Origin of the sequence: Algoriphagus aquimarinus, from assembly GCF_900112005.1 — a bacterium.
Classification (GTDB): domain Bacteria; phylum Bacteroidota; class Bacteroidia; order Cytophagales; family Cyclobacteriaceae; genus Algoriphagus; species Algoriphagus aquimarinus.
The window spans coordinates 182,559-204,978 of the sequence record NZ_FOKK01000005.1; the positions used below are offsets into that span (position 1 = coordinate 182,559).

Annotated in this window: 16 protein-coding genes; 12 read left to right on the forward strand and 4 right to left on the reverse strand. The window is 39.7% G+C overall.

The features are described 5' to 3' along the window. The first annotated feature begins 121 nt into the window (after positions 1-121). The 8 genes from BM291_RS08465 (at position 122) to BM291_RS08500 (ending at position 12,399) form a co-directional block, all read left to right on the forward strand. Positions 122-1,288: a 1-deoxy-D-xylulose-5-phosphate reductoisomerase gene (locus BM291_RS08465; RefSeq protein WP_092896250.1), complete on the forward strand. Its 1,167-nt coding sequence runs from the start codon at positions 122-124 to the stop codon at positions 1,286-1,288. Then, a complete protein-coding gene (gene rseP / locus BM291_RS08470) occupies positions 1,288-2,613 on the forward strand; it encodes an RIP metalloprotease RseP (protein WP_092896252.1) in 1,326 nt (441 codons plus the stop codon). The genes BM291_RS08465 and rseP overlap by 1 nt, the downstream gene beginning before the upstream one ends. Positions 2,614-2,737: 124 nt before the next feature. Further along, positions 2,738-3,967, forward strand: coding sequence for a hypothetical protein (locus BM291_RS08475; protein WP_139229064.1), 1,230 nt, complete (start codon positions 2,738-2,740; stop codon positions 3,965-3,967). 223 nt (positions 3,968-4,190) lie between these two features. Further along, positions 4,191-5,465 (forward strand): hypothetical protein, encoded by a 1,275-nt coding sequence (locus BM291_RS08480; protein WP_092896256.1) that lies wholly within the window; start codon positions 4,191-4,193, stop codon positions 5,463-5,465. A gap of 4 nt (positions 5,466-5,469) precedes the next feature. Further along, a complete protein-coding gene (locus BM291_RS08485; RefSeq protein WP_092896258.1) occupies positions 5,470-7,521 on the forward strand; it encodes an IPT/TIG domain-containing protein in 2,052 nt (683 codons plus the stop codon). Between the two features lie 126 nt (positions 7,522-7,647). Further along, positions 7,648-10,125 carry an endopeptidase La gene (lon, locus tag BM291_RS08490; protein WP_092896260.1) on the forward strand — a complete coding sequence of 826 codons (2,478 nt, stop codon included), beginning with the start codon at positions 7,648-7,650 and terminating at the stop codon, positions 10,123-10,125. A gap of 111 nt (positions 10,126-10,236) precedes the next feature. Further along, positions 10,237-11,634, forward strand: coding sequence for an ATP-dependent protease ATPase subunit HslU (gene hslU, locus BM291_RS08495; protein WP_092896262.1), 1,398 nt, complete (start codon positions 10,237-10,239; stop codon positions 11,632-11,634). A 30-nt stretch (positions 11,635-11,664) separates the two neighbouring features. Continuing rightward, complete coding sequence (locus BM291_RS08500) at positions 11,665-12,399, forward strand: SDR family NAD(P)-dependent oxidoreductase (RefSeq protein ID WP_092896264.1); 735 nt, start codon at positions 11,665-11,667, stop codon at positions 12,397-12,399. Between the two features lie 190 nt (positions 12,400-12,589). Here the strand turns inward: BM291_RS08500 and BM291_RS08505 are convergent, their stop codons facing one another. Next, positions 12,590-13,078, reverse strand: a complete 489-nt coding sequence (locus BM291_RS08505; RefSeq protein WP_092896266.1) for a SixA phosphatase family protein — start codon at positions 13,076-13,078, stop codon at positions 12,590-12,592. A gap of 88 nt (positions 13,079-13,166) precedes the next feature. Here BM291_RS08505 and BM291_RS08510 point away from each other — a divergent pair, with 88 nt between their 5' ends. Then, on the forward strand, positions 13,167-13,358 hold the full coding sequence (locus tag BM291_RS08510; protein ID WP_092896268.1) for a cold-shock protein: 192 nt from the start codon (positions 13,167-13,169) through the stop codon (positions 13,356-13,358). Positions 13,359-13,398: 40 nt separating this feature from the next. Here BM291_RS08510 and BM291_RS08515 read toward each other — a convergent pair whose 3' ends face one another. After that, a complete protein-coding gene (locus BM291_RS08515; protein ID WP_092896270.1) occupies positions 13,399-15,930 on the reverse strand; it encodes a mechanosensitive ion channel family protein in 2,532 nt (843 codons plus the stop codon). Between the two features lie 360 nt (positions 15,931-16,290). On the opposite strand from BM291_RS08515, the gene BM291_RS08525 reads away from it, so the two are divergent. Further along, positions 16,291-17,787, forward strand: a complete 1,497-nt coding sequence (locus BM291_RS08525; protein ID WP_092896274.1) for a S1C family serine protease — start codon at positions 16,291-16,293, stop codon at positions 17,785-17,787. Between the two features lie 130 nt (positions 17,788-17,917). After that, positions 17,918-19,210: a serine hydrolase domain-containing protein gene (locus BM291_RS08530; protein WP_092896276.1), complete on the forward strand. Its 1,293-nt coding sequence runs from the start codon at positions 17,918-17,920 to the stop codon at positions 19,208-19,210. A 41-nt stretch (positions 19,211-19,251) separates the two neighbouring features. Here BM291_RS08530 and BM291_RS08535 read toward each other — a convergent pair whose 3' ends face one another. Next, complete coding sequence (locus BM291_RS08535; protein WP_092896278.1) at positions 19,252-19,629, reverse strand: hypothetical protein; 378 nt, start codon at positions 19,627-19,629, stop codon at positions 19,252-19,254. Then, positions 19,626-21,032, reverse strand: coding sequence for a 23S rRNA (uracil(1939)-C(5))-methyltransferase RlmD (gene rlmD, locus BM291_RS08540; protein WP_092896280.1), 1,407 nt, complete (start codon positions 21,030-21,032; stop codon positions 19,626-19,628). Before rlmD ends, BM291_RS08535 begins: the two co-directional genes overlap by 4 nt. Positions 21,033-21,226: 194 nt before the next feature. Here rlmD and BM291_RS08545 point away from each other — a divergent pair, with 194 nt between their 5' ends. Next, a complete protein-coding gene (locus BM291_RS08545; RefSeq protein WP_245786810.1) occupies positions 21,227-22,309 on the forward strand; it encodes a DUF4221 family protein in 1,083 nt (360 codons plus the stop codon). The last annotated feature ends 111 nt before the right edge of the window (positions 22,310-22,420 follow it).

Sequence of the window (22,420 nt, forward strand, 5' to 3'; positions counted from 1 at the left end):
GCCATTTGGCAAAAACTGACGATTTGTACGAGGAAAAGTCTAAGCATCTTGTAATTTTGTCAGCTATTGAGAAAACTCTCCACATCATGAGAGTTTTAATTGCTCAACAATCCCAAACTGAATGACAGAACCCAAACGCGTAGCCATCCTGGGCAGCACCGGAAGCATTGGTACTCAAACCCTAGAGGTAATTCGTCAGCATCCCAAAGACTTTATAGTAGAGGTTCTTACCGCCCAAAATAATGCGGAATTACTGATAGCCCAGGCATTGGAATTTATTCCAAATGCGGTTGTCATCGGTAATGAGAGTCTTTATGCGCAAGTGCGTGATGCCTTGCAGCCAAAAGACATCAAGGTGTTTGCAGGTATCAAGGCGATTGCTCAAGTAGTCGAAATGGAAACTATCGATGTGGTATTGACTGCATTGGTTGGTTATTCAGGGCTGATTCCGACAGTAAATGCGATTAAAGCTGGTAAGCAAATAGCATTAGCAAATAAGGAGACCTTAGTGGTAGCAGGTGAGATAATCACTGCTTTGGCAAAGGAAAATCGAGTGAATATCTATCCAGTTGATTCGGAGCATTCGGCAATTTTTCAATGCCTCATCGGTGAGTTTCACAACCCAATTGAGAAAATTATCCTCACTGCATCCGGTGGGCCTTTCAGAGGAAAAGATAAAACTTTCCTAGAGACCGTTACCCGAGAGCAAGCGCTTAAGCATCCCAATTGGGATATGGGAGCAAAGATTACCATCGACTCGGCTTCTTTGATGAATAAGGGCTTGGAAGTGATAGAAGCAAAATGGTTGTTTGGCCTGAAAACCGAACAGATAGATGTAGTCGTACATCCACAGAGTATCATTCATTCGATGGTACAGTTTGAGGATGGATCGATCAAAGCACAACTCGGATTGCCGGATATGCGTATCCCAATTCAGTTTGCCCTGAGCTTTCCTGATCGATTGAAAAGTGATTTCGAGAGATTTGACTTTATGAATTACCCACAATTGACCTTCGAACAACCAGATTTAAAGACTTTCAAAAATCTTCAATTGGCTTATGATGCCCTTGCAAAAGGCGGTAATGCACCTTGTGTGCTGAATGCTGCCAATGAAATTGCGGTAGCTGCTTTCTTGAATAAAGAGGTGGGTTTTCTTGAAATGTCTGATTTGATTGGCGAAACTCTGGAAAAAGCTGAGTTTATTGCACATCCAAATTTGGAGGATTATGTGGAGACGGATAAGCGGGCAAGAGAAATTACTAAAGAACTAATAACGAATAAAGTATAATGGATACCTTAATAATGGTGGGCCAATTACTCCTGGGATTATCGATTCTAGTGGGTTTACACGAGTTGGGCCACTTGCTTACCGCCAAGATGTTTGGCATGAGAGTAGAGAAGTTTTCAATCGGATTTCCTCCAAAAATCGCTGGTTTCCAGTGGGGAGAAACTGAATATTCCATAGGAGCTATACCATTGGGAGGATTTGTGAAAATCTCCGGAATGGTGGATGAATCGATGGATGCTGATCAGATGGCTGGAGAACCGCAACCGTGGGAATTCAGGTCCAAACCAGCTTGGCAACGTCTAATTGTTATGCTAGGCGGGATTATTGTCAATGTCGTTACCGGTATTGTCATCTTCGTGATCTTGGTTTTCAATAATGGTGAAACCTATTTTTCTCGCGATCAAGTTGTACAAAATGGCATCGTAGCCTTGGAGATCGGTGAATCTATCGGTTTGCAAACCGGTGATAAGATTTTGGATATCAATGGTGAGACTTACCAATCAATCAATGATTTGACAGCTGGTTCTGCTTTGCTTAGCGAAAATGGCTACTACACTGTAGATCGTGGAGGAGAAATCTTACAAGTAGAGATCCCAAGAGGCTTTATCAATTCCTTCAACAGTCAGGATGCGATGAATAGCTTTGTAGATATCAGATATCCTTTTGAGCTAAAAGTAATAGACGAAGGTGGAGCCGCTGAGAAGGCTGGAATCACGGCTGAAGATAAAATTCTATCAGTAAATGGTCAGCCTGTGACCTATTTTGACGAGCTGCAATCTGTACTGGCGAAAGCCACAAGCCAGGAAGCAGATGTAGAGCTACTGACTAGTGCAAATGACACCATACACACGATGGTGGCAGTCACTGAGCGAGGCACGATTGATATAGCGGTAACTCCGATGATAGAAATGGTGCAGCGCAAATATGGTTTTGGAGAAGCACTTGCGAAAGGTACCAGTAAAGCATTTACAGTTGTGATCGTGAATGCGAAGGCGATGGGTAAGATGTTTACAGGTGAAGTTTCTACCAAGAACGTAAGTGGTCCAATCGGAATGGCAAAGATCTACGGAGATACTTGGGACTGGACGAAGTTCTGGACTATTACAGGTTTAATCTCTATGATTTTGGCCTTCATGAACCTTCTGCCGATCCCAGCATTGGATGGTGGTCATGTGATTTTCTTGCTCTATGAGATGATTTCCGGACGTGCTCCTTCAGATAGATTCTTGGAGAATGCGCAGAAGGTTGGTATGGTGATACTCTTAGGATTGATGGTATTCGCTATAGGGAACGATGTACTGAAGCTATTTACAGGGGAGGGTTAGCCCCACATAAATTAGAATTCTAAGCCGGGAGAAATCTCGGCTTTTTTTATTCCCAAATCCATATAATGCATACTGTTAGTTTGATTTTTTGTATCTATTTTTATAGGTGAAAAAAATGTTAGTAATGAAATCAAGAACTTATAAATTACAGTGCTTACTTGGATTATTATTCCTTTCGTTTGCCTCTATCGCACAGGAGGAGAAAGTGATGGATTCCTACGTGATCCTCAATAGTGGGAAGGAAGTGAGGGGCAATATTGAGGGTAAGTTTGATGTGGAAACGTATCCTGAAATCATATTCATTGCCCATTCAGGAGAGCAATCAACTTATCGACCAGGTGAAATACTAGGTTTTGGACTAGGAAATGGTCGGTTTTTTAAATCTGAAACCATACCATTGCAGGATCAAGCTGTTTTTACGCAAGTACTAGTCTCAGGAAAGTTGGACCTATATAAGTGGGATAATAGATATTTTATCAATCGCGCAGGTACTGTTATAGAACTCAAAGTAAACCAATCCACTAGGACTGAAAACGGGAAACTAGTGAATGTCAATAGTAACCAATATGTTGGTGTGTTGACCTTGGCTATGAATGATGAGTGTGGGATTGGCCTTAAGAGAAGAATAGAAACAACAAGATTGACTGACAGAGATTTGATTGCATTGTTTTCAGAGTATTATACTTGCAATAGCCAGTCATTTGAAATTTATGCTACGGAGGTCCCATATTCTAAATTGGCTTTTAGACTACAAGGTGGACTAGGTTTAATTGGTATGATGGAATATGAGTCAACCAAGAAGGATGTGAATTATAGTCTAGATAAGGCCAGCGCCCCTTATTTTGAATTAGGAGTAAGGTTCAGTGAATTTAGGAATGCACCGAGACTGTTGGTAGATCTAGGCTTAGGGTATATGTCAGAAAGCAATACATTACTTTTGGATGCTAGTTTGGTTTCTTTCGACCTATCGGGAAGTGAACAGTACAAATCATCTTCTTTCCTAGTCCCTATCCATTTGAGTTATATTGTATATAGGAAAAATAGGAGTGAGGTTTACACTGGAGTCGGATTGACTTTTTGGGCTTCGAAATTCGAGGCTGATATGGGTGCGCTCATTATTGATAATGGAGAACCGAAGCCGAATGTGATCAATTCGATATTTGTTGATCGTAAGGAAATGGCTGTAAGCCCGAATTTAAAAGTAGGGTATAGACGTGCCTTGTCAGAGGAGACCGGTTTGTTTGCTGAGCTTAAAGGTGATTTCCTGATCAAAAACATGGATTTTTATCCACTTACTTATCATGCGGTTTATAATTATTTGGTTGGTACCCTGTCTGTGGGGATTGAATTGTAAAAGTTAATGCAGCAAGAAATATAAGTGGACTAACGGGCTATTTATGCAGCATTTCTATGGTAATCACTTTAGAGATTAGTATTAGGTTGTAGTTAGTGAAGCCGGGATAAATCGCGGCTTTTTTTGTTTTCTGTGGAGCTTTAAAATCTCCTAAATTTATTTTCAACTAATCTATTGTTGCGTATTACGAATCTTCTTATCTAGTGCGATAATTTGATTTTCTATGGTTAAGATTTTAAGAGTGGTAGCTGTCTTGTTTTTGATGGGCTTGCCTTTTTTTTATGCCAATGCTCAGGGTGGATATGTGGAGGAAAGTGTCTGGTCCAATGTGAATACAGCAACTAACTCTTCATCGGACTTTATTATTACTACAGATGGGACCAAACTTTTTGGCGAGATAGTGAGAGACTTCGATTACACCGAATATGACCAAGTAGATTTTAAATATAATGGCAATGTGAAGGTTTACTTGCCGGCGGATCTCCAAGCTTTTGGTTTGGAAAATGGTCGGTTTTTTATGAGTAAAAGGCTTCCGGATTCATCAGAATTGGAATTTGTCCAGATTCTATTTTCAGGGAACCTACAATTGGATTATAAGAAGGGGAAGTATTATATAGATAATGGTTTAGAAATTCAAGAGCTGAGGGCCTATTACGAAGATATCACAGTGGATGGTGACAAGCGCAGGCGTAGTATCAAATTATATATTTCTACACTGAAAATATTAACATCAGGAACTTGTGGATTTGAAATGCAAGATCTGATTGAAAAGTCCAGGCTAGATGAGCAGGATTTTATCAGGATTCTAACCCAATATCACGAATGTGAGGAATTACCCTATAAGCTTCATGTGGAGAAGATATCATTTGTGAAATTATCCCCCACTTTCTCTTTGGGATTTGGTGCAGATTTTACCTCAGCAAGCAATGTCCCAAATAAGTTTAATTACGCTTTTACCAACTCATCACGCTACGTTGCCTTCGCAGGATTTAGATTACATGATTTCAGAAGATTCCCAAAATCCTCATTAGATCTTAGGATAGGCTATGTAATGTATTCAGGTACTATTGACGCTAGTATTTATAAAGGAAATGACTTAGTTACTGCAAGTCAGACTTTTCGGGAGAATAGCATTGTTATTCCTTTTAGCTACAACTATAGTTTTGTCAAAAGAAAAGATTTTGATTTATATCTGGGTTTGGTATTATCTGGATGGTTCAGTTCCGGTATAACTGAATTGGGCATTTTAGAATTAACTGCTACTTATAAGCCCGGTGAGATTCAATTGGTTGAAGAGCAGATTATGCGAGTTTCAACAAATAAAGTTTTCCCTAGCTTGAAAACAGGGGCTAATTTCACAATTTCTGACAAGATGAAGGTTTTCACTGAACTGGGAGTGGAGTTTTTCAAAGACTATTATAATGTTCAGATTTTAGCTTCACCACTTATTAACCTTAACCGTACTTATGTTTCACTTCAAGTAGGGTTAGAATTTTAATACTATGAAAAAGAATTGGATAGTTCTTATTGCTTTAGTGGTGGTCTTTTCCTGTAACGAAAACGATGAAGTTGTACCAAGAACCAACCCACGTTTCAGCGTAGCCTACATACAGGAGGTGACTTCTACGGGGGCAGATTTCAGTGCAAATGTGTACGATTTTGGCTCCGATGAAATTTTGGAATACGGTTTTGTATACAGTAAAGATTTTGAACCTAGAGTGGGGGCTGGAGAGGTGATAAAATCAGAAGGTCGTCCTCAAAGTACTTTTAAGCTAGTCGGGGATCACTCAATGGTCAAAGGTCAAATTTATTATGTAGTGGCTTTTATCAAGACTAGCCAATCGATCGTGTATTCACAAACTGTTAATTTCAAGAGTCAAGGATCAGAGGGTTTTATTATTGACAAATTGGTTGGTGGTCCAGAAGTATATTTTGGAGATACGCTTACCGTTTATGGATCCAGATTTAGTACAGATGAGGCGAACTATGAGGTGCTTGTCAACAACGGAAAGGCTAACATAGTTGACATTAATAACGACAGCTTCAAGATAATTATCCCAGAAGAGTTGGGTTTTGGCTATCCGTATGATTACGATGGAAAGATTATAGTTAAAATTTCAATTTTAGATAAAACGTTGGAAATTAATACTGATATAAAGTTTTATGATCCAATTTTCTATGAGTCGGATAAGGAGTTTAGATACGAAGAAAGTTTTTACATAAAGGGTAAATACCTAAGAGATGGTAATATGTCCCTTAGCTACCCTAATTATAACATAGAGATAGTAAGTAACTCTGATACTTTAATTGTGTTCAAGCCATTTGCCTATTTTGAGACGCTCCAACCAGCATTCCAAGTTTACTTGCGTGGCAAAGGCTATGAGGTAAAAAACAGTATAAAAATAATGAGGACTGAACTTCTACCAGGGCAAACAGTAAAATCAGCGTCTATTTTTTCAAACTTGATAATCAAAGGGACCAACTTCAATTCTGTAAATCCATTTAGTAATTTTTTTGTTTCAGATGTAGAAGGACAGCAATTCGATGTTAATTATAATGTTACTCCAAATGAAATTAAAGTTTATGTGCAGAGTAATGCAGTACCAAATCCTCGATTCTTTAAGGTTTGGGCATTCAATGCAGGAGTGAAATCTACTAATTACGTTACGGTAGAGAATACTGATCCTTCATTGTCTTATATGTATACTCACAATTTCCCATTTACTGCCGCCAAACCTGGGAGATCTGTTACTTGGCGTGACAAGGGTATATGGTTGGTAGATGGGAAAATCACAGAAGTAGATCCAGAAAAGAAAACGGGTAGGATCTTGAAAACTGTTGATCTTAATCAGGGAAGTATTGCTTCTTCATTTGCTGTAATTCATGAGGACAAAATTTATTTCGCAGGAGAAAATGAAGTGATTGCAAATACTCCCGGAAGATTTTATAGTTATGATCTGGTCACAGGAATTCTGACTGAATTGCCCAAAATACCATCCAAAGCATCTACACCAAAAGCGTTGTTTGTTTCTGGAGGGTATTTGTATTTCGGTGGTGGATATTATAAAGATGAAATTGATATTCAAAAAGTGGTCGAGGGATACAAATTTAACCTGACTACAAAGACATGGAGTACTTGGGATAAGAAGTTTCCATCCTTAGATGTTTGGAACTTTGAGACGACTTTCACTTATCAGGGTGACGTGTATGGATTGGTGAATGAAGTTGTGAATTCAGATTTCCGAGCCACGAGATTAATGCGATTTGATAGTGCATCTGAAGATTGGGTGGAGCTTGCAAAATATCCTTTCTTAGGAATAGCTAATGGAAATGTAGTTATGCCAATAGGAGATTTTGCGTATGTGTTTATGGGGTCAGTTCTTCAGAGCATAAATATGCAATCTTATAGTAGGAAAGTAGTGCCTGGAGTAACTGTTAAAGGCAACCACTATGGGCAGCCACCTTATATATTTACCTCAAAGGATAAGATCTATACAAGTTCATACTTTGAAAATGTGATGTATCAAGTAGATCCATCATATTTTCAAAATTGATATCTGCCAATCTGACTACTTCAACCTTTGGCATGCACCTTGACCTTTTAGCAAGAACCTTCGTATTTTGAGGGTTCTTCTTTTATTTTAGCAAAAAACCGACAGCCTAGCTGTCATTCTGTCTATATGAGCCAATTCGAAAATTCTGTGTTTCAAAACTTAATGGTCGGTGAATTTTCCGGTGAGGGAGATCTGATCCAACTGATTACGGACGAAGAGGATGATGCACCCGGTAAGGAAATTCTTGAAGAAGAGATTCCTATCCTTTCAGTAAGAAATACAGTCCTTTTCCCAGGTGTCGTGATTCCTATCACTGTTGGAAGACAGAGATCTATCCGTCTGGTGAAAAAAGCCCAAAAAGGAAATAAATTGATTGGAGTTTGCGCTCAGATCAATCCAAATATCGATGATCCAGGATGGGAGGATATCTACCAAGTAGGTACGCTTGCCAAGATCATCAAAATGATCGTGCTTCCTGACGGGAATACTACGATCATTATTCAAGGGAAAAAGCGTTTTAAAATCAGCGAGCAAATCACTGATGATCCCTATTTCATGGCTAAAGCGGAGTATCTAGAGGAGAATTTCCCAAAAAGCTCTAAAAAGATTCAGGCGCTTGAGGAGTCCTTGAAGGAGTCCGCCACACGCATTCTTCATTTGAATCCGGAGATTCCTCGTGAAGCTCAAGTTGCTTTGGACAACATTGATAATACGCCTTTTCTAACCCACTTTCTATCTTCAAATATCAACGCTCCGGTGGAAGCCAAGCAACGATTGTTGGAGATTAACGATGGTGTAGAGCGCGCGACACTTTTGCTTGAATTCATGATGAAGGATATCCAGATGCTGGAACTGAAATCTGAGATTCAGAAGAAAGTGCATACGGATATTGATCAGCAGCAACGAGATTATTTCCTACGTCAGCAGATGAAAGTTCTGCAGGTTGAACTTGGTGACGAAGGTCCCGAAAAGGAAGTGGAAGATCTTGCCGCTCGTGGTGCTTTGAAAAATTGGCCTCCTGAAGTCAACAAGCATTTTCAGAAAGAACTAGACAAAATCCTTAGAATCAACCCTTCTGCGGCTGAATATCCTATTGCATTGAATTATGCAGAAACCATGGTGGAATTGCCGTGGAATGAGTTTACTCAGGATAATTTTGATCTTAACCATGCCAAGAAGGTGTTGGATGGAGATCACTTTGGCTTAGAAAAAGTTAAGGAAAGAATCATAGAATATCTTGCAGTTTTGAAGCTAAAGAATGACCTGAAAGGACCCATTCTCTGCCTTTATGGACCTCCAGGTGTAGGTAAAACTTCTCTTGGTAAGTCAGTAGCAGCAGCTTTAGGTAGAAAATATGTCAGAATGTCTCTGGGAGGCATGCACGACGAAGCGGAGATCCGTGGCCACCGTAAAACTTACGTTGGTGCAATGCCAGGGAAGATCATACAGAATATGAAAAAGGTGAAGATCTCAAACCCAGTTTATGTACTGGATGAGATTGATAAGCTATCCTCTGATTTCCGTGGCGATCCTTCTTCAGCCTTTTTGGAAGTGCTGGATCCAGAGCAAAACAATGCTTTCTTGGATAACTACCTGGAAGTAGAGTACGATTTGAGTAAGGTGCTTTTCATCGCTACAGCCAATTCTCTTGATACCATTCAGCCTGCTTTACGGGACAGAATGGAAATCATAGAGGTGACAGGCTATACGCAAGAAGAGAAGGTGGAAATTGCCAAGCGCCATTTAGTGCCTAAGCAGAGAAAAGAACATGGTCTGAAAGCCAAGCAGATTTCTTTTGACAAGGCTGCTTTGGTGAAATTAATAGAAGATTATACCAGAGAATCTGGAGTAAGAAGTCTGGAACGTGTAATAGGTAAAGTGGTGAGAAATATCGCCAAATCTATTGCGATGGAAGAAGAATATAATCCGAAAATTACTGCTGCCGTAGTGAGAAAGATCTTAGGTTCGGAGATTTTCGACAAGGAATCTTATACGGACAACAGCATAGCTGGAGTAGTGACAGGATTGGCTTGGACAAGTGTGGGTGGTGAGATTTTATTCATCGAAACAAGCCTAAGTAGAGGAAAGGGTAAACTTACGCTTTCTGGTCAGCTAGGTGACGTAATGAAAGAATCGGCCATGACTGCCTTATCTTATCTTAAATCCAAAGCTGAGACGCTAGGAATTGATCATAGAGTATTTGATCAGTATGATCTTCATATTCACGTGCCGGCAGGTGCTGTTCCTAAAGATGGACCTTCAGCCGGAATCACTATGCTGACAGCAATGGCATCCGTATTCACTCAGAGAAAAGTGAAAGCAAGAGTAGCTATGACTGGTGAGATCAGTTTGATAGGCAAGGTGATGCCTGTAGGCGGAATCAAGGAGAAAATCCTAGCCGCTAAAAGAGCTGGGATCAAAGAAATCATTCTTTGTAGCAAGAATAAGAGGGATATCGAGGAGATCGATGAACACTACGTAAAAGGCGTGGAGTTTCACTTTGTAAACAGAGTGGAGGAGGTATTGGAGATTGCTTTGCTTAAAACCAAAGTAGATAATCCAGTTCACTTCAATCTTCAGCCCGAAAACGGTAAAGACAATTAAAAGGAATACAAATGCTTTCTATTAGGAGGCATTTTTCCTTTAAATCATAAACTTATAAAGGCTCAGATCGAAAATAACCACATCGATCTGAGCACATTTTAACCTAACATCATGGAAAAGATACTTTCACTTACTCCGAGACAGATCGTAGCTGAGTTGGATAAATATATTATTGGGCAAAACGATGCCAAGCGTAACGTTGCCATAGCACTAAGGAATAGAATTCGTCGCTTGATGGTGAAGACGGATATTCAAAAGGATATCGTCCCAAATAACATCCTGATGATCGGTTCTACAGGTGTAGGTAAGACTGAGATCGCCAGAAGATTGGCGAAAGTAGCAAATGCTCCATTTACCAAAGTGGAGGCTTCCAAGTTTACAGAAGTAGGCTATGTAGGGCGTGACGTAGAGAGCATGGTGAGAGACCTTGTGGAGCAATCAGTTGCTTTGGTGAGAGAGCAGAAAAATGAAGCAGTCAAAGTAAAAGCAGCTGAAGCGGTGGAAGAGATAATTTTAGATATCTTAATTCCTCCAGTGAAAAGCGCTGGCTTCACCCGAGCTATCCCTGTGGATACTGACGAGAATGCTGAGCCAAGTAACGATGCGGAACTGAATGAAAGAACGCGTGAGCGATTCAGAGAGAAACTTCGTGACGGAGAATTGGATGAGCGTAAAATTGAGATCAGCGTAAAAGCAGGTTCTTCGATGGGCGTCGGGATGATTGGAAATGGAATGATGGATGATGCCAGTATGGCAGGTCTTCAGGATATGATTTCCAATATGATGCCTAAAAAAGTCAAAAAGCGCAAAGTGAGTATTTCCGAAGCAAGGAAGATTTTGCTAGAAGAGGAAATGTCCAAGCTGGTTGATTTTGAAGAAGTAAAAGAAGAAGCGATCAAACTTGCAGAAAACAACGGAATCATCTTCATAGATGAAATCGATAAAATAGCTTCTAAATCCGGTAAGAATGGTGGTGGACCAGATGTGAGCCGCGAAGGTGTGCAGCGTGATTTACTTCCAATCGTGGAAGGGTCAGCAGTAAACACGAAATATGGTGTGATCAATACAGATCACGTACTATTCATTGCTGCGGGCGCATTTCACGTGGCCAAGCCATCTGATTTGATTCCTGAATTACAGGGTAGATTCCCAATTCGTGTGGAGCTCCAAAGCTTGACCCAGGAAGATTTTTCAAGAATTTTGCGTGAGCCAAAGAATGCACTCACCAAACAGTATCAAGCGCTATTCGAATCAGAGGAAGTATACCTAGAATTCAATGACGAATCCATTGAGGAGATCGCTAGATTGGCGTTTCTGATCAATCAGGAAGTTGAGAATATTGGCGCAAGGAGACTTCATACAGTGATGAGTCATTTACTAAATGACTTCTTGTTTGATGTTCCCGATACAATCACTGCAAATTCTAAGATCATGGTAACCAAGGAGATGGTTGAGGAGAGGTTGAGTTCCCTTGTTCAAAACAGAGATTTGTCGCAGTATATCCTTTAATTACGGATTGAATTACAGCCAAATTACGTCATGAATAAATCACTTCTTATCCTTACAGGGCACAGTAAGGGGCTTGGTAGAGCAATCTTGGACACATATCTTCAAAAGGATGAGTTTGAAATTTTAGCTATTTCCAGAACCAAACTTGGATTGGATAATCCTAATTTAACCGAAATCAGTATTGATTTTGGTGAATTGGATGTTTTGGAAAATGAACTTTCGGGCTTATTCCCAAGTGGTGATTTTGAGGAAATTATCCTCATCAATAATGCTGGCTGGATAGGAGAGATCAAGCCAGTAGGAAGTCTGCAGGTGAAAAAGATGAGAACTCAGGTCAATGTTAATTTATTGACTCCGATTTATATGACGAATGCTTTTGTGTCAGCTTATAGAGATTCTAAAGCTAGAAAGATCATTTGCAATATAAGTTCTGGAGCAGCTTCCAAACCTGTAGAAGGATGGAGCGGGTATTGTAGCACAAAAGCTGCGATAGCAATGTTTACCAAGGTTGCCGCTAAAGAAAATAATGACTCTCTGTTTCGGTTTTTCAGTGTAGCACCAGGGATAGTAGATACCCAGATGCAGGAAGAAATACGACATACTGATGAGTTGGACTTCCCTCAAGTAGAACGCTTTAAAAGCTATAAGGAAAATGGTGATCTATCCACGCCTGAATTGGTTGCGGCTAAGATTAGTTACTTATTAGGCCATGAAAACGAGTTTCAAGACGTAATTCAGGACGTCAGGAATTTTGATTTGCCATGATGACTATTTAACAACTGTTGGCGCAGAGGTTAACGCAGAGGATACTGTTAGTTAATAAATGAATCACTTTGAGACATGGATTGGTTTAATTTGTCAGACATTCTTAGTGATTCAGATTGCCCTCCGAGACTGAGCATTGTGACTGCTGCTAGCGCTAACAACTTCTTACTGTTGACCACTTCGTCATAGATCAGCCTTTCTTCGGGAAGTCAATAAACCAAGCCCTGCAGTTTTCTGGTCGTACCTGAAGCCAATGGTCAGTATCTACTAGCATACCATATTGCCCTGAGGTAGGAAGGTTATCTAAGTTTCCCCCAAAAAATTCAATAAAGTCATTCATTCCAGGATTGTGTCCTACCACGAAGATTAACTCATGGGAATCGTCTTGCCTCTGTATACATTTCAAAATCATAGCCGAAGAAGCGTGATACAAATATTTCTCGTAGGCTATTTTTGATTTGGGGATGTGAAGAACCTCTGCAAGTATTTCTGCAGTTTGAGAGGCTCGAGTAGCAGTGGAACTTAATATAAGATCAGGAAGAATTCCTTTTTCCTTTAATCTAAATCCCATTTCTGGGACATTATCTAGCCCACGATCAGCTAGGGGTCTATCGTGATCAGCTAAATTGGGGTTGTTCCAAGCTGATTTTCCGTGTCTCACCAAAATTATTTTCTTCATTTCTTGAAAATAAGAATGATTATTTTGTTTTTTTTAATTGAATATTTACTTTTAGCGCTCTTTCAATTCCAATTTATCACAAATTATTATGTTTACCGGAACAGTAAAATTTTACAATGAAGCCAAAGGGTTTGGATTTATCGTTGACGATGAGTCTCAAAGCGAAGTATTCGTACACGCAACCGGTTTGGTAGATCAAGTCGCACAGAACGACAAAGTAACGTATGACATCAAAGAAGGCAACAAAGGGCCAAATGCTGTCAATGTAAAAAGAGCTTAATCAAGATCTTTTTTGTTAGCGAAAATCAATCCTCTGTAGATTAGTCTTCAGAGGATTTTTTGTTTTCATCTGTAGAATTCTCCTCTGATCCAGAATCTAACATTTTCGGACTAATGTCTTCACCCGGTTTAGAAACTTTTTCTTGCCAGTTTGACGGAACAGATTTCAAGTATAGATCCCTTTTTGGGAATGGGATTTCTATGTTGTTTTCTGCAAATTTTTCAAAAATAGCAGACATCACTTCAGCACGTACTTCTATCCATATATCCATACTTTCTACCCAGAATAGCACACGAAAATCAACGGAGCTGTCGTTGAATGTCTGCATATAGACATGCGGATTTGGGGTTTTTAAGATTCTTTCATTAGTCAGAACTTCTTCCAGGACAGATTTCACAAGGGTCATGTCCGAACCATATCCAACTCCAATAATTAATTCTATTCTACGCTTCTTGTCAGAAAGCGTCCAGTTGATCAGGCTTTGAGATAGTAAGTCTCCATTTGGCATGACGATCTCCGAACCATCATATCCTTGTATTTTACTAGCTCGAATGCCGACCTCTTTAACGGTGCCACTGGTAGTTCCTACCTGTATCTCGTCTCCGATTTGTATAGGTCGCTCAAAGGCCAGAATAATCCCTGAGACTAGGTTATTGATGATGGTTTGTAAACCAAAACCTATACCTACAGACAATGCTCCTAATACAATCGCGATTTTGTCAAAAGGAATTTTGGAAGCAGTCATACCAAGCAGAAAACCCACAAATAATACGGCAAGACGAATTAAGAGAACTGAGCTTCCAAGTCGCTGCTTTCTGGAAGAAGCATTTTTCTGGTCTTTTACAGACGCGAAATAAGCAATATTGTTGGCCAAGAAAGTGGATACGTAGAGGATGGTAACGAAGAGAAGTATGCTTCCAAATTGGAACACAGTTTCTCCCAGTGTACGGTCTTGAAGAAGGAATTCTGAAATCCACTTATAGAAGTCGTCAAAATACCCAAGATGCCAAATAACCCCATATGCCCAAGTTGTACTAGCGAATACGTACAATAGGCCTTTCATACGCTTCTGCAAGTCCTGAAAATCAAAATAGGAAGTAAACCCGTCGCTTTCCTTTTTACTATTTTCAATGAATAAATAAATAGCCTCAAGGAATACATTGACAAATAGATATAATCCTATACCACGATAGAACAAGATCGCTCCAGTGACGGAGTAGGTTTTGGAGAGATTGAATCTGCCCGTGAAGTTTGCGAAAAAAGCAAAGCCTTCTATAGCAATCATGAATATGGCTAGGTATTTCAAAAAAGAATCGTGCTTACTTTTTTGTGTAATAGCATACTTCAAAACGAGTATTCCCATCCCTATGAAGATTAAAGTGGATAGGAGTATATACCATCTTTCCTGATAGACGACTTTCCAGTTAAGGCTACTGAGTGCCAGTAGGAAATAGGGGATAATGAAGATGAACCAGATTTTATTGAAGTATTCCCCAAACTGTTCTTTGACCAGAAAGCATGACGCGATCACCATGGTAAAAGACAGGATTGAAATAAACACTAAGGGAGGCTTAGTGAAAATGATCAAAAAGATGGGAAGCAAAATAAGTACACTGGAAGAGAAAGTATGTCTTTTGAAATATTTGACTCGGTCAAGGATAAGAGATGCAAAATCTTTTTGATTGCCAATCTCTTCGATGGTTGATCGGATTTTCAGATATACTAGAATCAGGATACTGCTACAGATTAAGAAAATGTACCAAACCCGGTCTACATAAGCTGACATCAACTGAGTATTGAATTCCATTGACTCGGTGATGACGGTCGGTAGATTAGTTACTTTTGTGTAATTGGCTGGTTCCCAGAGATAATTGATTTCTTTGGTCCAATATTGCCTGTCAAGTCTCTTTTTATTTTGATTTAGGTATTGTTTCAATGACAGGAAAACTACTGCGTTTTCAGAAACTCTTGCTTGAAATCTCGCTGCGAGAATCTCTTGAGCTAGGTATATGCTATCCACAGATTTAAGAGATGCTTTTAGCATTCTAAGTTCACTATTGATAGCAGGAATCAAAGTGGTATCACGCAGAGTCATGGCAAATAGTGAGTCAGACTTAATGGTATTCAGCTTGCTGCCTACTTGTGATAGCTTATCTACCCGCTCTTGAATATTCTTTTGGTATGATCTATTTAAGTCTTCTGCGGTCGAAACCAAATTCTCCATTCCCACGATGTATCGATGGCTCAGGTACTCTGAATCCGCTTCAGTTCTATTTTTAATCCTCTTTGCTAAAAGATTGATTTGTGGCAACATATCAGACATGTCTACCGTGTCCAAGGACTCAGAGAGCTCAAGGTTTAATTCACTTAGATCGAAAGCATAATGCTGGGCTTTGTTAATGACTTGAGCCAGTACGGAGCCTGCTGATTTCGTGTTCTTAGCGGGTAGGTCAGTTGTATCGGCAAAATTAAAAAGTGTGTCTATCGCTTTAATGGGGGTTTCTTTCTCTTGGGCTTCCGAGAATAAGGAGAGGGGGAGAATAAATACCAGTGTTAAAAAAAAGTGCTTCATAAAAACATAGTTGTGTTGACTATAGAGACTATAGAGAAAATCATTCCAAGTGCGTATTTCAGATTTACCAAAGCTAGACTGATTATAGTGATTAAAAAATTGAAGAACGATCCGCTGTTCTTAGGTATGCGTTCTATATAAACTGCTGATTTTTGGTCCATGAAAAACATCCGATCCTCCATTTTGTTAAAGAAGTGAGGAATTGGAAAATGGGGTAATCCTTAGATTTATTATTTTAAAGCTCCCAAAAGCGGTTAATTCATGTTAATTTGAACATGTAGATGCTTTTTCGGGTGTAATATTTGGATCTATTTACTCGTGATTCTGTTTAATTACTACTGAAAAATAAAACTTAAAAATATGAGCAAAAGACAATTCTTTCTGGGAATCCTTCTTGCCTCTTTAATCGGAGGCATCGTCGCCTTAGCAGGGCTTAGCTTTCTCGTACAACCACAAAATGCTACCAGCTTTGATGAAAAGCAGCAAGCCAGTTTCGTAAACTTACTTTCTGGTGAAGATTTCACCGTTCCTGATGGGATCAACTTTGTGGCTTCTGCGGAGGCTGTAGTGCCCGCCGTAGTCCATGTGAAAAGCCAGGTTTCGTATACCAGCAGAGGTAGAAGCCAGCGAGATCCAATTCAAGAGTATTTTGGGATACCTCCAAGAGATAATCAAGGAGGTGGAAGCCAACAAGGCCCAACGACTATGAGCTCGGGTTCTGGAGTTATCATTTCTCCTGATGGCTATATAGTGACAAACAATCATGTAGTAGAAAATGCTACTAGATTGGAGATTTCATTAGATAACAATAAGCGTTACACTGCCAAAGTTATTGGAACAGACCCTACGACTGATTTGGCATTGTTGAAGATCGATGCAGAGGGATTGCCATTTGTGAGATTTGGTGATTCTGATAAAACTAAAATAGGGGAATGGGTTCTTGCAGTAGGTAATCCATTTGATTTGAACTCTACAGTTACAGCTGGGATTATTTCTGCCAAAGCAAGAAATATAAGAATCTTAGATAATAACCTTGCAATTGAAGCCTTTTTGCAAACTGACGCAGTGGTCAATCCAGGTAATTCAGGTGGAGCACTAGTAAATCTTGCCGGCGAATTGATTGGAATCAACACGGCAATTGCGAGTAGTACGGGTACTTTCAGCGGATATTCATTTGCTGTCCCAAGTACGCTAGTGAAGAAAGTAATGGATGACCTTATGCAGTATGGTACTGCGCAGAGAGCATTGTTAGGTGTAAGTATTTTAAATGTTAGTCCTGAGCTTTCTGATCAGTTAGGCTATGAATTGCCAGTTGAGCAAGGAGTGTATATCGGAAGTGTAAATGAAAAAAGTGGAGGTGAAGAGGCAGGACTGAAGCAAGGTGATATCATCATAAGTTTGGATGGTAAAGTGACCAATAGTGTCGCTACTCTTCAAGAAATGGTGGCAAGGAAACGCCCAGGTGATAAAGTTGAAGTTGAGTATCTCCGTGATGGTAAAGCCAATAAAACCAAAGTGACACTTAAGAATTTCTCTGGTACCACAGATATTGTTAAAAAAGTAATTCCTAAAACCTATGCATTTCAAGGTGTGAATTTTGAAGAGGTGCCCGATACGGTAAAAGAGCAACTTAAGCTAAGTGGTGGAGCTTTGATCGCCTCTGTTTCTGGAGAAAAATGGAGAAGGTCTGGAGCGCGCCCCGGATTTATTATTACCTCTATCATGACAGAAAGTGGTAGAAAGAAAATATCAGATGTCGAAAATCTCCTCGAAGTGCTGGAGGATACCGAAGGGGAAGATATCGTCGTTCTTGGCATGTTCCAAGATGGGACGGAATATTACTTTGAGATAGACTAATAGCATTCATTAATAAAAGTATATGCAGGCTGGTGAATTTTCATCAGCCTGTTTTTTTTGTCATTATGTGTAGCCGGATAGATTTTTGGGGCAGATTTACTACTTTACTTTTCAATCAAACCCACGACCTATGAAAAAGTATTTTTCAATTTACAGTTATACTCTAGTACTGCTGCTTTTTACCAGTAACCTATTTGCCCAGACTCCCTCAACCAGTCTTGAGCTACAAGGAAAGCAGACTTTAAAAGGAATCTCATCTGAACGATTAGAAAGAATTGATCAAATGCTAGATCAGACATTGAGTGCCAATCAAGTTCCGGGATTAGTAGCTCTAATTGTAAAAGATGGGAAGATAGTCTACCATGAAGCCAAAGGACTTGCAGACGTGCCTTCAGGTACTAAAATGGCAAAAGATCAGATTTTTAGAATTGCATCCCAGTCCAAAGCAATAACTTCTACTGCCGTGATGATGCTTTGGGAAGAAGGGAAGTTTAAGCTAGACGATCCGATTTCTAAATACATTCCTGAGTTTGCCAATCCACAGATCTTGACAGGATTCCGCTACGGAGATTCTTCCTATTCCACTAAGCCTTCACCGCGTGAGATTACGATAAGACATCTACTGACGCACACTTCTGGACTTGGCTATGGAATGATCGATGGTAATGAGCAGATGAAAATGATTTATCAAAAAGCAGGGATTGTGGATCTGTTCACAACTGAGCCAGTTAAAATTGCTGATAACATTAAAAAACTCGCAAAGCTTCCGCTTCATCACGAACCAGGCTCGAAATATACTTACAGCCTAGGACTTGATGTAATGGGGTATTTTGTGGAAATCATCTCAGGAATGCCTTTTGACGAGTTTTTGCAAACGCGGATTTTTGATCCAATTGGGATGAAAAATACTGGCTTCTACTTGAATGAAGCTCAAGGGAAGAAGTTGGTGACAATTCACCGAAAGATAGATAATCAATGGGAATCATTCCCTGTGACTTTCTATAATCCGGATTACCCTAAAACTGGAGCAAAGACCTTCTTCTCTGGAGGAGCTGGACTTTCTTCGACAGCAGAGGATTATGCGAAATTCCTTCAGATGTATCTGAACGGAGGAGTTTACAATGGCACTAGATTATTGAGCCCAACTACTATCAAAGCCATTATGTCCAATCAAGTGGGTGATTTGTTAGGTAATGGAGGAAAGGACTATGGACTTGCCTTTGGACTAGTAGACGAAAATGGAGTCGCTCAGGGAGGAATCGGAAGCCTCGGTACGTTTGACTGGGGGGGGTATTTTAATACACAGTATTTCGCAGATCCAGTGACTAATACCATCGGGATATTGATGAAACAGACCCAAGGAGGAACGGGCGATGAGTCGGCTTGGAAGTTCCGGCAGATGGTATTTTCTGCTATTGAATAAAAAGAAGGCTGTCTCAAATTTTTTGGGACAGCCTCTTTTCTTTAATCGTTTGGATACGGTAAGTAAACGAAACTCGTAAACGCACCGTCCATCACAAATAGACAGCAAAACTCATCTGGGTCTTTATACGCTTTTTGGAAATCTTCCAATGATTCTTCCGCGATCAGTTTGCGCTGTACAAACTCATCTAAGTAAGTCATGAAGTAATTCCAGTCTAGATCTTTTTCGTCTTTCCCTACAAAGATTTTGCCTATAGGTTGCATGTCTTTGGAGATAGGGAAAATCGGATAATCAGAGAATTTCCGAGTTCTGATTTGATAAGAAGCCTCCTTGAGCGTGTCTGATATTTTTATAAAATCACTAGTGATTGTGCCCAGATATTTTCCGCTTAATTCTGGATCGTTGAAATCTGATATCATGATTTGAGCGTTAAGAGTACGACATTTTCTACGTGATACGTTTGTGGGAACATGTCCACTGGCTGTATCTTTTCCACTTTATATTTTTCACTCAAAAGAGCTACATCTCTAGCCTGTGTGGCTGGGTTGCAGGATACGTATACGATCTTCGGAGCGTTCAATCTCAAGAGCATCTGCACTACTTTTTCATCCATTCCCGCACGCGGAGGATCGGTGATGATCAAGTCTGGCGCTGCATGATTTGCGATGAATTCATCGTTCAACATATCTTTCATATCGCCCGCATAGAAGAGTGTATTGTCGATCCCGTTGATCTGGGAATTGATTTTCGCATCTTCGATCGCAGCCGGCACATACTCGATACCGATTACCTGTTTGGCTTTTTTGGCTACGAAATTAGCAATGGTGCCAGTTCCGGTGTAGAGATCATAGACTACCTCATCACCCTGTAAATCCGCGAAATCACGGGCAACTTTATATAGTTCATATGCTTGTTCTGAATTGGTTTGGTAGAAGGATTTTGGCCCGATACGGAATCTCAAACCTTCCATTTCTTCCTCGATGAAGTCATTTCCTGAGAAAGTAACTAAGTCTAGATCATGGAAAGTCTCATTTCCTTTGGTGTTAATCACATACAGCAAAGAGGTGATTTGAGGGAATTTCTCATTTAAGAATTCCATGACTTTCTGAATTCCTTCTGGATCATCTTCTCCGAATTGCACGATCACCATAGATTGCTCAGTGCTGGTGGTTCGGATGATGAGGTTGCGAAGTAGTCCAACTTGTCCTCTAATATCATAGAAGGTAAGTCCATTCGCTAGCGCAAAAGTTCTCAATTCATTTCTGACATCATTCGAGATATTTCCCTGTAGGTAACAGTGATCCACATCGACGATTTTATCAAACATCTTTGGGATATGAAATCCCAGAGCACTTCTGTCAAAATCTTCCCCTGATTGGATCTGCTCCACCGTCAACCACTTTTTGTTAGAAAAAGTGAAATCAAGCTTATTTCTATAGTAGCGGGTTTTTTCAGAACCTAAAGTGGGCATCACCTCTGGTATTTCTACTTTAGCGATTCGCTGAAACTGATCCAAAACCTGCTGCCGCTTGTAAGTTTTCTGCAGATCATAATTGATGTGTTGCCATTTACAACCACCACAAGTGCCAAAGTGAGAGCAAAAAGGATCAATTCTTTCTTTGGAATACTCGTGGAAATTTACTGGTTCTCCTTCCATAAAAGAGCTTTTTCCCTTGGTGATTCTTACATCTACCACATCTCCAGGCGCAACGCCCGTTACAAAAACCACTTTCTCCTCGTGATGTCCCAAACATTTTCCCTCCGAAGCTATCCGCTCGATGAGTAGGTTGGTAATCACTTTGTTTTTCATTTTTCGCGACATGGGCGCAAAATTAAGTAAAAAAAATGAGGAGGATCAAGGGAATGAGAATTAGAATAAAAATGTATATTTAGGTATTCTACGAATAGTTAGATGATATATTAATGTTTAGTAAAATGAGAATTGTTTTAATACTGCTTGGACTTGCTCTTTGTTCTTGCAGCAGAAATGTTGAAAAAAACACATCCGCTAAATCAATGACGTTTGAAACGGAAGGATCACGAGTTATTCCAATAAATGATAAATCATCCAATTTCTCCCTTTTGTCCCAAGTCCTTTTTAAGGAGAATGCAGACCCTCTATATATTCATCTCAATTATTTCCGTTCTAATCCTAACTATCTATTTATTAATTCCTTCGCAGATCCCGCTCTAGATTTGGTTTTGGAATTTGAGAATGAAGGGCCAAATGGAGTGGGTAGCGTAACTGAGTTTTATTTTCATTCCTACGATTCAATTTTTTTGATAGATAGATACCGTTATATGGTTTCGCTAGCAGATTCCTCCGGAAAGGTTAAGCAATCGTATAGGCTTAAAGAAAACGAAAGCAATAGGCCAGATGAGGATTCAGTTTTGCCTATGAGTACTTCCCAATCACGGATGTTTCTCATGGGTAAATTTCTATATATTCCTTGCGTCCCAGATACAGATCCATTCAAAAGTCAATACAAGAGGAAGAACTTATTAATTAAATTGAATTTGGAAACGGGAGATTATACCACACTTTTAGGCTATCCTGAATGGTATCAAGATGGGAATTTCTGGGGTGGACCAGATCACATGCTACCTAGTATTTCACCTTCAGAAGATCAGACTCAGGTTTTGGTTAGCTTTCCCTTGGTAGATTCAGTTTATATGCTTGACTTGAAGACTGAAAGAATGACGCCGTATTTTTGGATGGGAAGTTCAACTATAGAAAGTCCTATTCCTATAGATTTTGCAGATCGCCAATTAGAAATAGGAAAACGGTTTCAACTAGCAACTGATTATTATTTCTCCTTGAATTACGATCCTCATAGAAAAGAATATTGGAGGGTGTTTCATAAGAAATATGATGAGGAATCCATAGAAAAAATACTGAAAAGGGAAAGCGGAACGCCGAATCGGAATTCTGTGATCGTATATGATGAGAAACTGGAGAGAATCGGTGAGTTTGACCTCGATGTGAAATGGAGAGCTAATGCCTATGATTTGTTCTTTTTGAACGATGGCGTCTATATGTCTGCAACTTCAGATTCTATTGAAGATCAGTTGATTTTTCGTCAATTATCTATCCAGTGATTAGGGGTGTAATTCTTCAATAAACAATCTTTATTTTTTTATTCGTACAATTTAAATCAACAACGGTCGATTCAAAAAATCCCATTTTTGTATATCCGCTTTTATACCAGT